This window comes from Limnohabitans sp. (assembly GCF_031539175.1).
Taxonomy (GTDB): Bacteria; Pseudomonadota; Gammaproteobacteria; order Burkholderiales; family Burkholderiaceae_C; genus Limnohabitans.
In genome coordinates this window covers 60086-75045 of the sequence record NZ_JAVKLQ010000054.1, presented here as the reverse complement: position 1 = coordinate 75045, position 14960 = coordinate 60086, and the positions used below count along the sequence as shown (strand labels likewise).

At 55.4% G+C, this 14960-nt stretch carries 11 protein-coding genes; 1 reads left to right on the top strand and 10 read right to left on the bottom strand.

Annotated elements, in window-relative coordinates:
- Positions 1-86: 86 nt before the first annotated feature.
- The 9 genes from RMS95_RS09830 to icd form a co-directional block, all read right to left on the bottom strand.
- On the bottom strand, positions 87-476 hold the full coding sequence (locus tag RMS95_RS09830) for a hypothetical protein (RefSeq protein ID WP_310645731.1): 390 nt from the start codon (positions 474-476) through the stop codon (positions 87-89).
- Positions 477-593: 117 nt separating this feature from the next.
- On the bottom strand, positions 594-3230 hold the full coding sequence (locus tag RMS95_RS09825; RefSeq protein ID WP_310645729.1) for a hypothetical protein: 2637 nt from the start codon (positions 3228-3230) through the stop codon (positions 594-596).
- Between the two features lie 5 nt (positions 3231-3235).
- On the bottom strand, positions 3236-4498 hold the full coding sequence (locus tag RMS95_RS09820; RefSeq protein ID WP_310645727.1) for a TolC family protein: 1263 nt from the start codon (positions 4496-4498) through the stop codon (positions 3236-3238).
- Positions 4499-4646: 148 nt separating this feature from the next.
- Positions 4647-5096: a type II toxin-antitoxin system YhaV family toxin gene (locus tag RMS95_RS09815; RefSeq protein WP_310645725.1), complete on the bottom strand. Its 450-nt coding sequence runs from the start codon at positions 5094-5096 to the stop codon at positions 4647-4649.
- Complete coding sequence (locus tag RMS95_RS09810) at positions 5093-5422, bottom strand: type II toxin-antitoxin system PrlF family antitoxin (RefSeq protein ID WP_310645723.1); 330 nt, start codon at positions 5420-5422, stop codon at positions 5093-5095. The genes RMS95_RS09815 and RMS95_RS09810 overlap by 4 nt, the downstream gene beginning before the upstream one ends.
- Before the next feature lie 55 nt (positions 5423-5477).
- Entirely contained in the window at positions 5478-6869 is a 1392-nt protein-coding gene (locus RMS95_RS09805) for an HlyD family type I secretion periplasmic adaptor subunit (RefSeq protein ID WP_310645722.1), read from the bottom strand.
- Entirely contained in the window at positions 6866-8692 is a 1827-nt protein-coding gene (locus RMS95_RS09800) for a type I secretion system permease/ATPase (RefSeq protein ID WP_310645721.1), read from the bottom strand. The genes RMS95_RS09805 and RMS95_RS09800 overlap by 4 nt, the downstream gene beginning before the upstream one ends.
- A gap of 29 nt (positions 8693-8721) precedes the next feature.
- Positions 8722-11280, bottom strand: coding sequence for a hypothetical protein (locus RMS95_RS09795; RefSeq protein WP_310645719.1), 2559 nt, complete (start codon positions 11278-11280; stop codon positions 8722-8724).
- A 229-nt stretch (positions 11281-11509) separates the two neighbouring features.
- Positions 11510-12766, bottom strand: a complete 1257-nt coding sequence (gene icd / locus RMS95_RS09790; protein WP_310645717.1) for an NADP-dependent isocitrate dehydrogenase — start codon at positions 12764-12766, stop codon at positions 11510-11512.
- A 130-nt stretch (positions 12767-12896) separates the two neighbouring features.
- On the opposite strand from icd, the gene RMS95_RS09785 reads away from it, so the two are divergent.
- The gene (locus RMS95_RS09785) at positions 12897-13340 is read left to right on the top strand and encodes a DUF192 domain-containing protein (protein ID WP_310645715.1); all 444 of its coding nucleotides are present in this window, start codon (positions 12897-12899) and stop codon (positions 13338-13340) included.
- On the opposite strand, the gene RMS95_RS09780 is transcribed toward RMS95_RS09785, so the two are convergent.
- Complete coding sequence (locus RMS95_RS09780) at positions 13337-14815, bottom strand: S8 family peptidase (RefSeq protein WP_310645713.1); 1479 nt, start codon at positions 14813-14815, stop codon at positions 13337-13339. The genes RMS95_RS09785 and RMS95_RS09780 overlap by 4 nt on opposite strands.
- Positions 14816-14960: the final 145 nt, after the last annotated feature.

The following is a 14960-nucleotide window of genomic DNA, read 5'->3' as shown; positions in this document are numbered from 1 at the left end:
TTTGGTATCGTTCTTCTCGGCTGAGGTGCTTGTACATTGGGCAATTTCGATTTGGCGGTTAAAGCGGCCATGATGCTCTCGCATCCTCAGCCACCTATAACCAGTTCATCTTTGTTGCACTTCGTCCTTGAATCCGCCGAATAAAGAATCCTATTTTCTAAACAAAATGAATTCTCTTTAAATACTTTTATTCGCGCACCATTAATATTTGATTCATTAATTAACGAAAAAACAAATTTAATGCAAAAATAACCTTCTGCAGGTGCTCGCCAGGAAAATCTTGGAAAATGGCCTAAACCAGGTCTGCACACATCTCTACCTACGTAAAGATAATCGCAATCGCCAAACACTTTAGGATCTAAAATGTATTTGGCATTTCGAGAAATCAAATCAATAGAATTTCGCGTAATACGATCAATAGCTTGGGCTTTCCAAGGATTATCTTCATCAAAAAAATCTAACATCCATTCACTCATATTTTCCTCTTAATATTTATAATTATTCAGCCAATAAAACATTAACTCTTAGCTAAATTACTTTCAAATTTAATTTACGTTTGAAATTTTTATTTTTTATGAAATTTATTAAAAAAACTACATCGCCTTTTTAAAAATTTTACGCAGAGATTTAATTACGCCATTCAAGGCTGTTACCCAATCCATCCAAGCTCGTGAGATCGCAACCTTATTAGTCTGCATTTGCTGCACCGCTGTTGGCAACAAGGTAATAAGCGATAAAAGAAGCGCCTGATCTGATGCGTTCAATTTGCTCCAAACACCTAGGTCGCACAGTTGTTTACTGACATCAAAGCGCAGCTCTAGCTTGCCGCCAAAGTCATCCCAAGATTCTTCAAACCAACTGTCGAAGGGCTGTGTTTTGCCGTCGATCCGAGGGAACTCAAGTTTTGGAAAGTTAGAAAACTTACCCGGTTGAATATTGGCTGCGCTTAAACGCATTTCAAATTTAGGCCATGTTTGAGTGCCATAGCTCGCGTCATTGAAAACGAGCCAAAGGTGCTCATAGTCGGTGTGAATGAGTTCTCGTTTGAGCTGCACCGAGGTATAGCGAAACACACTAGGCATTGATTGAATATCAGCAGCCAATGGAAGCAGGGTTTGCTTCCAGAATACGAAGTCAAATTCTTCAGGCTTTTTGCTTGAGGTCGCTGGGTCTGAAAAATAATATTGAATGGCTTTTGATGCCGTGTTGAGCCTTCGCCAATCAGCCGCTGTGATGCTGCGGAAGTTTTGAATATCAAGCGCACGAGGCACAAGCTCTTGTTGATCAACGCGGAGCATCGTTTTGCCATTAGCCAATGACGTCGAAAACTTCAACTCAGGCACGATCTGGCCATTGATCGTGCAATTCGTGATTTGCCAATCAATGCTGGGGGTTTCTGAAGAGCCATCTATCGCTACGGGGGCAATTTCTTCGTAATCGAGGTAACTGGGCAAGCGCGTTTCCAAACGTTGCCAGCGTTGATTTTGTGATTGCGTTGCTTTTTGAAGGGTTTGATGCTCTAAAAAATAGTGCTCTAACTCTTCTTGTACTTGGTGCAACTGCAAAAGCAAGAGATCGTTTTCTTGTTTGAGTTCTCGTTGTTGTGTGGTGAGTTGTGTTTGAAGTGCGGCTGTTTCGGTTTGTAGCGTTTTTTTGTCTTTAACAAGGACATCACGTTCAGCTGAAAGGCTTGCTTTGTCTTTCATCAAAGCGTCGTTATCAACAGTTGCAGCTTGCGCAGTCGTTTGAGCGGTAGCCAACTCTTTAGCCTTGGCGTCTAACTGAGCTTTAGCTGCATTAGCTGCTGCATCGGCTTCTTGCTTGGCTTTGTTTGCCGCGGCTTGGGAAGCCGCTAATGCACCTTGCGCATCAGCCAGCTGTTTGACCTTGGCTGCTAGCTCGTTGTTTTTGTCTGCAAGCTCTTTGGCTTTGGCGTCTAGCTGCGCTTTGGCAGCGCTGGCTGCAGCATCGGCTTCTTGCTTGGCTTTAGCGGCGGCAACTTGTGCGGCTGCTCCAGCTGACTGCGCGGCGGCACTTGCCGTTTGTGCGGCGTTTTTTGCAGCCGCTTGGGCATCGACCAGCTCTTTCGCTTTGGCGGCCAGGTCGTTGCTCTTGGCTTCCAGCGCTTTTGTGACGTTGTCTAACTGCGTTTTGAGGGCGGTTTCGGCGGCGGCAGTTTGGGCCAGTTGCGCTTGCACTTGCTTGTTTTGCAAGGCGTAGCGCTCTAGCTCTTCTTGCACTTGGTGCAGCTGGCTCAGCAGCAATTCGCCTTCTTGGCTTTGCGTTTGGTTTTGCGCTTGCAGGGCTTGGCGCTCTGCTTGCAGTGCCTCGGCTTGGGCGTTCAAGCGGTCGATCTGCGCTTGCAGGTCTTGGGCTTGGGTTTGCAAGTTGTCTTTGTCTTTGCCCAGTTCGCTCAGCAGCAGGTTGGCTTGGTCCAACTCGGCTTTGGCTTGCGAGAGTTCGGCTTGGCTGCGGTCAAGGTCTTCACTGAGTTGTTTGGATTTACCAAACAAGGCAAAGAGTGCGCCCAGCATGCCTTGCGGTTTGCCTGACTTTTTGGAGGCCATGACGGCGGTGCTCGGGTTGAGCAAAGGGGTGCGCGACTGTTGCAAGAGCTTGCCAAGTTTGGCGGCAACGGGTGGCACGGGGTAGTAGGTGTTGGGCGGTGCCGATGCGGCCACGGTGCCCAAGTTGCGCCAATCGACGGTGGTGAGAGACCACGTTTTTTGGCAGGTGTACGACAGACGTGCGGGGTAAATGCCGACTTCGCTGGTGTCGACCAAGATGGCGCGTGCTTTGTTAGCTTTGTAAAAGCGCAAGAGTTCGCCGGTGTAGCTGAGCCAAGTGCTGAGCGCTTGGGGGTTCGAGAGGTCGACGTGTTGGGGCGGTGTGTAGGCCAGCACAAAGCGGCTTTGTGGGTCGACGTTGCGCCAAAAGTCGAGCACCCACGTGGCGCGTGAGTCTGCAAAGCCCCACTCGGTTTGGTCGAGGTTGGTAACCAACAGGTCGACCGCCAGCTCTAGCCACGCAATGCCCACAGATAAGGGGCTTTGGGTGTAGAGGCCGCTTTCGTCTTGGTCGAGGGCTTTGTAGAGTTTGGTGTGCCAGTCGGTGCCGCTCAGGCCGTGTTTGGCACTGGGCCGCGCTGATTGCAAGCCCGAGGCTTGCAGCAGGGTTTGCAGGTCGGTGGTGTTGCAGTCAGGGCTGGAGGCAACGATCACAATTTTCATGTGCGTTACTCCGCGGTTAAAAAGCGCATGGTGGCGGCCACGGCAGCTTGGGGCTCAGTGGCAGTTTGAAAAGCGAGGCTGAGCAGGTTTTCGGCTTGGCTGGTGGTGGCGGTGACGAATTCGCTTTTGACTTGAAAGACGGTTTGGGTGGCGTTCAAGATGTCAACGGCGCTGCGCACGCCGCCTTCATAGCTTTTTTGGTTGGCTTCTAAGCTGAGTTCAGCGGCGGCGATGGCGTCTTTTTGAATGGTCAGCAGCTCTAGGCCGGTTTCAATTTGCTCGCGCAGTTTTTCGACTTCAAGGCGGGTTTTTTCTTCCACGTCGCGGGTGGCTTCTTTGGCTTTGAGGTAGTTGGCTTGCACGCTTTCACGGGCGTAGAAGTTGCCAGCTTGCAAGGGCATGCTGACGGTGATGCCGCTGTATTGCACGTTGGTGGCGCCCGATTTGCTCTGGCTGTGGGTGGCCGAGATGGTGGGAAACAGCGAGCCCGTGGTTTTGTCGACATCCAGCTCGGCCACGCGTTCGGCGTGGCGGGCGGCTTGTAAGGCGGGGTTGTTTTGCAGGGCCAAGTCCACATAATCGGCCGCGCTTTTGAGTGGCAGGCTGCGGTCTTTTTGGGCCAGCACAAACTCGGCGACGTTGGGGCGTGCGCCGGTCATGGCGGCGTATTGTTTGGCGGCTACGTCGAGCGCGGTTTTGAAGCTGAGCTGCTGGGCTTTGGCTTGGGCGGCTTTGACTTCAATGTCGCGCAGGTCGGTGATGGTGCCCTGCCCTAGGCTGAGTTTGGCTTTGGCGGCCAAGGCTTGTTGGTCGAGCGCGGCCATTTTGGCGGCGTTGAGTTTGAGGTTTTCGTTGGCCAAGATGATGGCGTTGGCGCCTTTGAGCAAGCGCAAAGCCAAATCTTGCTGCTTGCCCACAAAGGTGGCTTCGGCAAATGCCTCGCGGGGCTCGGCCATGCGGAAGGTGGCGATGCGCTCGAGGCTCAGCAGCGGCTGGGTCAGCGTGAGGGTGCGACGGTCGCTGGTGTCGGTCTGCAAGCGCTGGTTGCTGATGTTGCCCTCGGGCAAGTAAGCCACGCGGGCTTGGGTGGCACTGGCCAAGTTGGCTTGGCGCTCGGCCAAGGCGGTCTGAAACGTGGGGTCGTAGGCCAAGGCTTTTTGGTAGTCGCCCAGCAGGTCTAGCGCTTGCGCCGAGGTGCTAAACCCACTCAGCCACGCTACCGCCGTCAGCGCGCAAGCGGCTGCTCTCCATGAATGCTTACAGATCATTGAAACCTTAATTAGTTACACCTATAGTATTCAAATAATACTACATAGATTGTAAAAACTTGTTAAAAACAAATAATTTGTAAGTGCGAGTAACAAATGAAAAAGGGCTCGCTGGTTAGGCGAGCCCTGTGAGGGAAAAGAAGATGCATCAGCGCTTGGGTGTCGTTTGTGCTTGCGTCAGTAGTGCGCCCCAATCATCAGGGGGATGTCCGGTTTCTAGCATTTTTCTGAAGACGCAATAGGCGTCGTCTGGACTTTGATAAGCCCGTTTGGTGTCTTCATCGTTGACCCACACCAGCACAATGACTTTGGCTGATGCGTGATAGCGAAAAAACAAACGGTACTGTTGAAAGAACTTCGCTCGGAACCAATGCTTGTGGGCCTCGCCTAAGGCGTTGCCTTGGCGAAATTCGACACGGGTGGGGTCTTGTGGAATGACCTCAAATGCAAGCTTATGAATAGCGGCTAAACGTTTGAATGCGTTTTTCTTGGTGTAACCGTTCGGGTCTTTCTGTTTGAGCGACTGCACCTGTTGCGTCAAGGCCGCAAGCTGAGCCAAAAATAACGGATGCGCTAAGACGGTCCAACCGCTGTTCATTCGTCGTCTTCGGACAAGGCTTGGTCAAGGTCGACATGTGCGTCGCCAACCAATTCGGCCACACGCTGGATCAAGGCGGGATCCAACATTTGCAAATGCTGCGGGTTGTTCGTCATGTCTTGTGCCAAAAATGACAAGAACTTGTCTAAAACTGGATCTTCAACAGGACTTGGCTGCGCACGGCGCAAGACAACCATGCCATCGGACATGACGTCGTATTGAATTTTGTCGCGTTTGGATAAACCAAGCTGACGACGCACCGATTCGGGCACCGTGGTTTGGTAACGATCTGTCAGGGTGGATTCAACGTGCATGACGATTGGCATTTAAAACTCCTGAAAGCATGGAATGCCAAAATGGTAATGCAATTGCATTGCCTCGTCAATCTTTGAACGCCCGTGCCATCTTGTCGCTGAGTGGTTTGAGCAGATAGCTCATGAACGAGCGCTCGCCCGCTTTGATGACCACATCGACGGGCATGCCAGGCTGCACTTTCAGGCCACTCAGGCGCTCTAGGCCTTCTTTGGTGGTTTCGACTTGGGCTAAGTAGAAGTCGCCTTCGCTGGCGTTGGTGCTGGGCTCTTTGTCGGCGCCTACCACTTTGACGCTGCCGGGGATGACGGGGGTGGTGGATTGGTTAAACGCGGTGAAGCGCATGTCGGTGGGCATGCCTGCGCGCACTTTGTCGATCAGACTGGCGGGGATTTTGGCTTGCACGATGAGGGTTTCGTCTTTGGGCACGACTTCCATCAGCACTTGGGCGCTGGTGACCACGCCGCCTTCGGTGAACACTTTGAGGCCCACCACACTGCCGCTGACGGGGGCACGGACTTCGGCCAAGTCGCGGTCAAATTTGGCGCTGTCTAGGCGGCTGAGCATGGCGTCGCGGTTTTTTTGCAGTTCTTGCAACTGGTTGTCGACATCTTTGAGCAAGGTGCTGCGAACTTGGGCAATTTGCAGTTTGGCGCGGGCAATGTCGGCTTGGGTGCTCGCGATGCTGGAGTCGATGTCGCTCTTTTGGCGCTCGGCTTGGTTGGCTTGGGCCATGGGCACAAAGCCGTTTTTGGCGAGCGATTGGGTGTTGCTCATTTCTTCACCCAAGCTGCGTTGCTGCACTTTGCGAGAGCTGAGCACGCTGTTGAGGCCTTCGATTTGCTCGTTCAAGCTGGACACTTGGCTGTTGAATTCGGCTTTGCGCGAGTTAAAGAGTTGCACTTGCAGGGCTTTGGCTTCGGCCACGCGGGGATCGTCGGGCTTGAAGTGTTTGCCCAACTCGTCGCCCCATTTGATGGCGCCTGTGTTGTCGCGTTCGGCTTTGAGGCGCGATTCGGTGGCGAGCAGGTTGATGTATTGCAGCTCAGCGCCGGTCATTTCAACTTCGCTTTTGAGCGGGTTGATGCGCAAGAGCACTTGACCTTGCTGCACTTGCGCGCCCTCTTGCACCATGATTTCTTGTACCACACCGCCGGTGGGGTGCTGAATGGCTTTGCGGTTGCCCAGCACCGACACGCTGCCCTGCACGGTGACGCCCGCATCGATGGGCGCCCACAAGGCCCACGCCAAAAAGACGGCGAAGAAGCCCAAGAACCACTTGGCGGCGTTGCGGCGAATGTCGGACTCTTCGACCAACACGGGCTGCAGGCCACGGCTGTGGAGTTTTTCGGGTTTGTAGGGGTTCCAGCCGTCGATCCAACCGGTGAGTTTGTCGTCCACGGCTTTGGCGCGTTCGAGGACGGAAAGGCTGTGCGCGGCGGTGGCACTGTGGTCGGTCATGCGGCACCTCCGGCGGCGGTGATCAAGGTGGGCGTGGCGCTGGCGGCATGGGCCACATCAGATGCAGCGCCCTCGCCTGCGGGTGCATCGCTGGCACTGGCCGTGGACGGCACGGCTTGCAAACGGCGCATGGCTTCAAACATGTCTTGGGCGGTGCCAAAGGCCACTTGCTGGCCGGCTTTCAAGACCAGCATCATGTCGACGGTGCCTATCAGACGTGGGCGGTGCGTGGTCAGCACCACGGTGCTGCCGTTGGCTTTGAGGGCTTGCACGGTGTCGATGAGCGCGTTTTCACCGACTTCGTCGAGGTTGGAGTTGGGCTCGTCCATCACCACGTATTTGGGCATGCCGTAAATGGCGCGGGCAATGGCAATGCGTTGGCGTTGGCCGCCCGACAAGGCAAAGCCGGTTTCGCCCAAGGGCGTGTCGTAGCCTTTGGGAAAGGTCAGAATGGCGTCGTGCATGCCAATGAGTTGGGCGGCGTGCACCACTTTTTCGGGGTCGACCTCGCCCAAGCGGGCGATGTTTTCGGCCACGGTGCCTTCAAAGAAGGCGATTTCTTGGGGCACGTAGCCGACCAAGGGGCCCACCTCGTCGTGGCTCCACTCCGAGATTTCAACGCCGTCTAAGCGCACGCTGCCTGCGGCAGGTTTCCACACGCCGAGCAGCAGTTTGACGAGCGACGATTTGCCCGCCGCGCTGGGGCCCACCACGGCCAGCACTTGGCCCGCTTGCAGGCCAAAGTGAATGCCCGACACCACAGCTTTGTTGTGACCTGGGGGCACGGCCGCAGCATCGGCCACGTCGACACGGCCCGTGGGTGCGGGAAGTTGCATGGTGTTGGTGGCTTGTTGGTCGTGGGCCAGCAGCTCGTTCAAGCGCTCGTAGGCTTGGCGGGCTTGGATGATTTCTTTCCAGCAGCCCATGAGTTTTTGGATGGGCGAGACGGATTTGCTGATCAGCATGGAGGCCACCATGATCATGCCGCCGGTGATGAGGTTTTCCATGGCCAAGAACACGCCCAAAGCCATTTGCAAGGAGGGCAAGGCCTTTTGCAAGAAACCAGAAAAGCCACCCATGAGTCCGGTGGCTTCGCTGGCGTTGACTTGGTTGGTCAAGAAGTGTCGGTGCTGCGCGTACCAGCGGTTGCGCACCGCGCCCAACATGCCCAAGGCCAAGGTGGATTCGGCGTGGCGCAAACTCTCGGCGGCGACGCGGGAGGCTTCGGCGTTGGCGTCGTTGGCCTCTTTCAAAATGGGGCTGGTCACCTTCACGGTGAGGTAAGACACCACCACCATCAGCAGCGAAGCAGCGGCGGCAAAGATGGCCAAGTACGGGTGAAAAATGGCACCGATAAAAATGAAGATCAAAGCAAAAGGCGCATCCATCAAGGCCAAAGCGGGTTGGCCGGTGAAGAACTGGCGCAACGACAGCAAGTCGCCCAAGAGCTGATGCACGTTGACGTTTTTGCGGCCCACGTAGCGGCGAAACGAGGCGTCGAACACGTCGGCGGCCAAGTCCCAATCGATGCGCAGGGACAGGCGCACCATGAGGCGCGCCCGAATCCACTCCAGTGCCGACCAAAACACGTAAAACGCGATGACCACCAAAGTGAGCGACACCAGCGTGACGCCACTGCGGCTAGACAAAACGCGGTCATACGCGCTCATCATGTACAGCAGCGGCGTGACGCTTAGCAGGTCGATGACGAAGGTGAGCCCGAAGGCAAACCAAAACGCGTTGCGGCACTGCTGCAAGATTTGGCGAACCGGTGCTTGCGAGGCCGCGAGGCCCTGCTTTGGGGTGCTGAGGGCGTCGAGCATGTGTGACCTTTGTGCGCGTTAAGCCTGCTTTAGGCCTTGATGGTCTTGTGCAGGATGTCGGTGTCGAACACGGCCAAATCGGTGCTTGCGCTGGAGGTACCCAAGATGTCGACTTGCGACAGCACTTGTGTTTGCGCCGTGATTTGGTAAGCGTGTGTGACCACGTTGGCGTTGCTGAGCACATCGATTTCGGTGATGCCGAGCTTGGAGAGCTGCTGCACTAAGGTGTGCACATCGCTGGCGCCCATGGTGTTGAAGGTGGCTTGGTCGACGACCAAACCCGCAGCCTTGCCGCCAAACAAACCGTCGGCGGGCACGGTGGTGTCGTAGTTGAAGCTGGCAAACACACCTTGCATGTCGGCAGCAGAGGCTTGGTCAAGACCCAAGCCCACGTAGACCTTGTGGTCGGTTTGCACTTTGTCCACCCCGAGGTCGAGCATGGCTTTGAGGCTGGTTTGCAGCACTTTGTTGGTGCCGACATCGAGGGTGATGTTGGCATCGGGCAAGGCGTGCAACATGCCGGCGTCGTACAAAGCACCGGTGAGCTCGTCGCTGACCACCACATTGGCAGAGGCGGCGCTGGTGGTGGCGGTGCTTTGCAGGTTGATGCTGCCCAAGCCCGATTGATGCAGCGCACCGATGAGGTCGCCCCACTTGGCAGTGGCGGACAACTGCTGGCCGTTGAAGACGTCGATGCCGTTCTCAAGGTCGTGCATGAAGTTGGACACATTGCTGTCCACATCCAACGCCAAGTCGATGCCGCTGTGCGCCCAATCGAAGGTGTCCACTTTGTGGGCCAAGGTCGAACCGGCGGTGATGGTGGTGTTGTCGATGTCGCTGCTGGACAAACCGAGGTGCGTGATGCCGTGGCTGGTGAGGCTGTTGGCCATCAAGCCCAAGTCGGTGATGTGCTCACCATCGGTGATGGTGAGGGTGTCGACGCCCAACTTGTGCAAGTCGGCCATCGACGTGGTGAGGTGCGTGCCTTGGGCAGCGGTGACGTCCATCGACACAAAATCGTTGGCGGCGAAGTGCAGGCCTTCGGCATTGAGCGTGGCGGCTTGCAACTGGCTGAGGTGAATTTGCGAATTCATGAAGTGGCCGCCCACGTCGATGGTGGACACATCCAAACCCGCACCGCGCAAGGAGGTCAAGTCGCTGTTCAAGGCGCTGGTGTTTGCGGCACTGCTCCACACACTGTTGAAGGCGGCTTGATCGGCCACGTTGAGCTGAACGTGGTCGATGTGAGAGCTGATCAATGCTTTTTCAACAGCTGCACTGGAGATGCCATGGAGTTGATCCACGCTGTTGACACCCAGTGTGACGTCGAGCGCGGTCTTGAATACGGGCAAGCCACTGAAGCTGGCAGCATCGAAGCTGCTGAAGTTACCCAGATCGATGCCCACATGGGCATCGCCACCCGAGACCACAGACATCGCGTCTACACCCAGTTTTTGCAAGTCTTTGAGGCTGGTGCTGAGATGCGTGCCTTCAGCGCCTTGGAGTTGCATTTGCACATAGTCGTTGCTGGCAAAGTGCAAACCTTCAGCGACCAAGTTACCCGCTTGTGCCACATTGAGATTGGCCAAGTTGGTGGCCATGTCGATGCTGACATCCAAGCCAGCGGTGATCAAGCTGTCGAAGCTGGTGGCAAACGTCGCATCGGACAACACGTCGTCAAAGGCCGCTTGGCTGTTGAGATTGAGGGCCACGTGATCGATGCCGGATGCTTGCATCTGGCTTGAGAAGCTGGGCAACTCATGAATTTGTGAAAGGCTGCTGGCGTTCAGGGTGACGTCAATGGCCGCATCTTCAGCGGCACTGATGACGCCGTTTTTGTCCGTGTCACCAAAGGTGGGAAAGCGCACCGCACTGAGTGCGTCTTCGGTGCCTAAATCCACACTCAAACTTGTGACACCACTGGCCATGGTGACGTTGGTCATGCCTTGCGCTTGCAATTGCTTCAAAGACAAGTCGAGCGCAGCGCCTTTGGCGGTGTAGTCTGTGTTGGGTGTTGTAGTTTTGTTAGACGCAACAACAGCCGCAATACCCGCAATAGCACCGCCCAAGGGGCCTGCAACCGCACCGGCCACGGCAGGCAAGGCACTCAACTCAAACCCTGCGCCAGCGCCAGCAGCGGCACCACCCCCTGCTGCGCCTGCCTCGGCACCCGCAGCAGGACCAGCATCGGCAATCACGGTGCCATTCATGCTCGGGTAGCCTTCGCTGGCCAAATCTGCTTTGGCGAGCACCAAGTCATCTTGGGGCAGCTGCACCGCTAAGTCGCCGACAAGTGCGTCAATGACTTGCCCCTCTTGCGCCACATCGATGGCGACATCTTGCTCGGCCACAAGGTCTTGCACGTCGTCAGCAACGGGCACAGCACTCGCATCAAGACTGAACGCTTTGGGCTTGGCAAGGCTGCTGAAGTCGGCTTTTTGCGCCGCCCTCACCTCTTCGACCAAAATGGCTGTGAGCGGCAACGCCGCGGCCAATCGTTTCACGTCCTTGTTGCCAGAAAGCAATGCTTTGGCATTTTTCTTGAACGTTTTGGCGATGGTGGCTGATTTGCGTGACTTGTTGCTCATAGGGCACCCGAAGTGTTCTGAAGTTTAAAAACCAACCCAAATAAATGAATACTTTGGGTTTCGTTTATTTTAGTGAGCAGAGACTTTGAGAGTGCTTCTATTTGTTAAATCATGTAAAAAGACTTTGTATTTTTTAATGCCAAAAATGCAAAAACCCTCAGGAATTTGACATTCCGAGGGTTTCAGTTATTCGGCTTTTTTCCAAAAAGCCAAAACCAAGGGTTGTTACTTACATACTGTCAATGACCACTTGGCCAAAGCCTGAGCAACTGACTTGCGTGGCGCCGTCCATCAAGCGGGCGAAGTCGTAGGTCACACGGTGGCTGGCAATGGCGGCTTCCATGGACGCGATGATGACATCGGCCGCCTCGGTCCAGCCCATGTGGCGCAGCATCATCTCGGCAGACAAAATCATGGAGCCGGGGTTGACGTAGTCTTTGCCAGCGTACTTGGGCGCGGTGCCATGGGTGGCTTCGAAGCAGGCAACGCTGTCGGACAGGTTGGCGCCGGGGGCGATGCCAATGCCACCGACTTGCGCGGCCACGGCATCAGAGATGTAGTCGCCGTTCAGGTTGAGCGTGGCAACGACCGAGTATTCGGCGGGACGCATCAAGACTTGCTGCAAGAAGGCGTCAGCAATGACGTCTTTGATGATGATTTGTTTGCCCGTTTTGGGGTTTTTGAATTTGCACCACGGACCGCCGTCGATCAAGGTGGCGCCAAACTCTTTTTGCGCCAAGGCCATGGCCCAATCACGGAAGCCACCTTCGGTGAATTTCATGATGTTGCCCTTGTGCACGATGGTGACGCTGGGTTTGTCGTGGTCGATGGCGTATTGAATGGCTTTGCGAATGAAGCGCTCGGTGCCCTCGATGGACACAGGCTTGATGCCAATGGCCGAGGTGTTGGGGAAACGGATGGTGGTGGCGCCCATGTCTTTGACCAAGAACTGGATCAACTTTTTGGCTTCGTCGCTTTCGGCGGCGAACTCGATGCCGGCGTAAATGTCTTCCGAGTTCTCGCGGAAGATGACCATGTTGGTTTTTTCAGGCTCTTTCAAGGGCGAAGGCACGCCTTTGAAGTACTGCACAGGGCGCAGGCACACGTAAAGGTCGAGCTCTTGGCGCAGGGCCACGTTGAGTGAGCGAATGCCGCCGCCCACGGGGGTGTTCAAGGGGCCTTTGATGGAGACCACGTAATCACGCAACACATCAACCGTCTCTTGAGGGAGCCACACATCGGGGCCGTAGATTTGGGTGGATTTTTCGCCCGCGAAGACTTCCATCCACTGAATCTCTCGCTCGCCACCGTAGGCTTTGGCCACTGCAGCGTTGACCACTTTGCGCATGACAGGTGTCACGTCTTGACCAATGCCGTCGCCTTGAATAAAGGGCACGATGGGCTGATGGGGCACGTTCAGCGACATGTCGGCGTTGACGGTGATTTTGTGACCTTGAGTCGGCACTTGAATGTGCTGGTAAGACATGCGAGAAGCTCCCGAGGGTTTTAGTTATGTCTCATAATTTTAGGGGCAAGCCAACACGGACTTAGAGGCGACGTCAAGCGGTTCGACAAAGGCAGATCACCCCCTCAAGCCTCAGCTATATTTGTGAGCTATGAAACGACTTTTCCTCACCCTGTTGATCGCGTTGGGTACAGCGGCGGTCAGCGCGCAAGACACGCCCCAAACCACCCTGCCCCGCATCAAACTGCAAGCGGGCATGTACCAAATGGATGTGCAAGTGGCGCAAACACCCGAGCAGCGCAGCATTGGCCTGATGTTTCGTGCCGAAATGCCCACGCACGAAGGCATGCTGTTTGTGTTTGAGCAGCCCAGCACACAATGTTTTTGGATGAAAAACACCCTGCTGCCTCTGACCGCCGCGTTTGTGGCCGATGACGGCACCATCGTGAACTTGGCAGACATGAAGCCGCAAACCACCGATTCACATTGCTCCACCAAGCCCGTGCGCTTTGTGTTGGAGATGAACCAAGGCTGGTTTGCGAAAAAGGGGCTGAAGGCCGGCAGCCGATTGGCAGGCGCGGCGTTTAAGCCTTAAGGTTTGGCGATGGTGACTTGTGTGGCAGCGTTTTGTGTAGCGCTGTAGACCAAGTTGGTGCCCGTCACATTGCTGACCGTGAAAGTGGTCGACACGGTGGTGGTGGGGATACCCGTCAAGGTCACGGTGCAACTGCCAGTGCTGGCGGTAGTGCAGCTGGTGGTGCCTCCTGGTACGAATGAACCCGACACCACGGCATTGGCCACAGCGGCGCCCGTGTTTACATCACGCACGCTGGCCAGCACGGAGGCTTGCCAGTTTTTGCCTGCTTTTTGAGCGCTGCCTGTCAAGCTTTTGATGGCGACCGTTTGTTGCACCACGATGCCGGGTGCGCCACTGGCCAATGCATAGACCAACTTATTGGGTGAACCAGTCCCAGCTGAGCTGACTTTGTTCAGTGCAGCGTTGCTGGTTAAGAAAGTGGCCACAGCGGCTGGGGTGGCGTTGGGGTTGGCTTGCAAAGCCAAGGCAGCCACACCCGCCACATGGGGAGATGCCATGGACGTGCCACTGATGATGTTGGTCGCCGTGGTGCTGGTGTACCAAGCTGAGGTGATGCTGCTGCCTGGGGCAAAGAGGTCCAAGCAAGTACCGTAGTTGGAGTACGACGCACGCGCATCGCTGCTGGTGGTCGCGCCCACGGTGATGGCCGAAGGCTCACTCGACGGCGAATAGTTACACGCATTGGCGTTGCTGTTGCCAGCGGCCACCACCATGGTGATGCCTTTGCTGACAGCGCCCGCAACCGCCGCATTGACGGTGCTGGAGTAACTGCTGCCCAAGGACAAATTGCCCACCGCAGGACGCAAGGTGGAGCCCGCAGCCCAGTCGATCCCGGCGATGACGCCGCTCAATGAGCCAGAACCTGCGCAATCGAGCACACGCACGGGCACAAATTTGACGGCTTTGGCAACCCCCCACGCGGTGCCACCGATGGTGCCCGAAACGTGGGTGCCATGGCCATTGCAGTCGTTGGAGCCGTTCGCATCGGGCACGGTGTTGTAACCGGCCAGCACGCGGCCGGTAAATTCGACGTGGTCCGCACGAATGCCGGTGTCAATTACAAATGCTGTGACACCCGCACCTGTGTAGTTGTAGTGGTATTGGCTGTCCAAAGGACGGTCGATTTGGTCGATGCGGTCCAAGCCCCACGTGGCTTGGTTTTGGACAGACGCGACTTGGTTCAAACGAACAGTGGCGTCTTGCTCGACAGACGCCACATTGGGGTTGTTTTGCAACGCTTGCAAAGCAGCCGCAGGCAACGTGGCGGCAAAACCTTTGATGGCATTGGTAAAGACGTGGTGGGTTTGACCTTGCAGGCCGCGCATCACATTGGCAGCCTCTTGCTCGGGGTTTTGCACCGTCGATTTGAAAACCACGATGTAACGGTCTTTGATGGGCTGAGAAGCTGGAAAGCTGTGGCTGGCTGGGGGATCGATGGTTTGTGCACCGCTCACGCCGACGTGCAAACCCAAAGTGGCAAAGCAAAAAGAAACAAGAAAATTACTAGATTTTGTTAATTTCATAAAAATCCTATACTTAGCCAGGAAATTTTAACATTTCTAATAAAAAAAGGCTGCACCGAAGGCAGCCTTTTGCATGTTGTAAGTGCTATCGAAG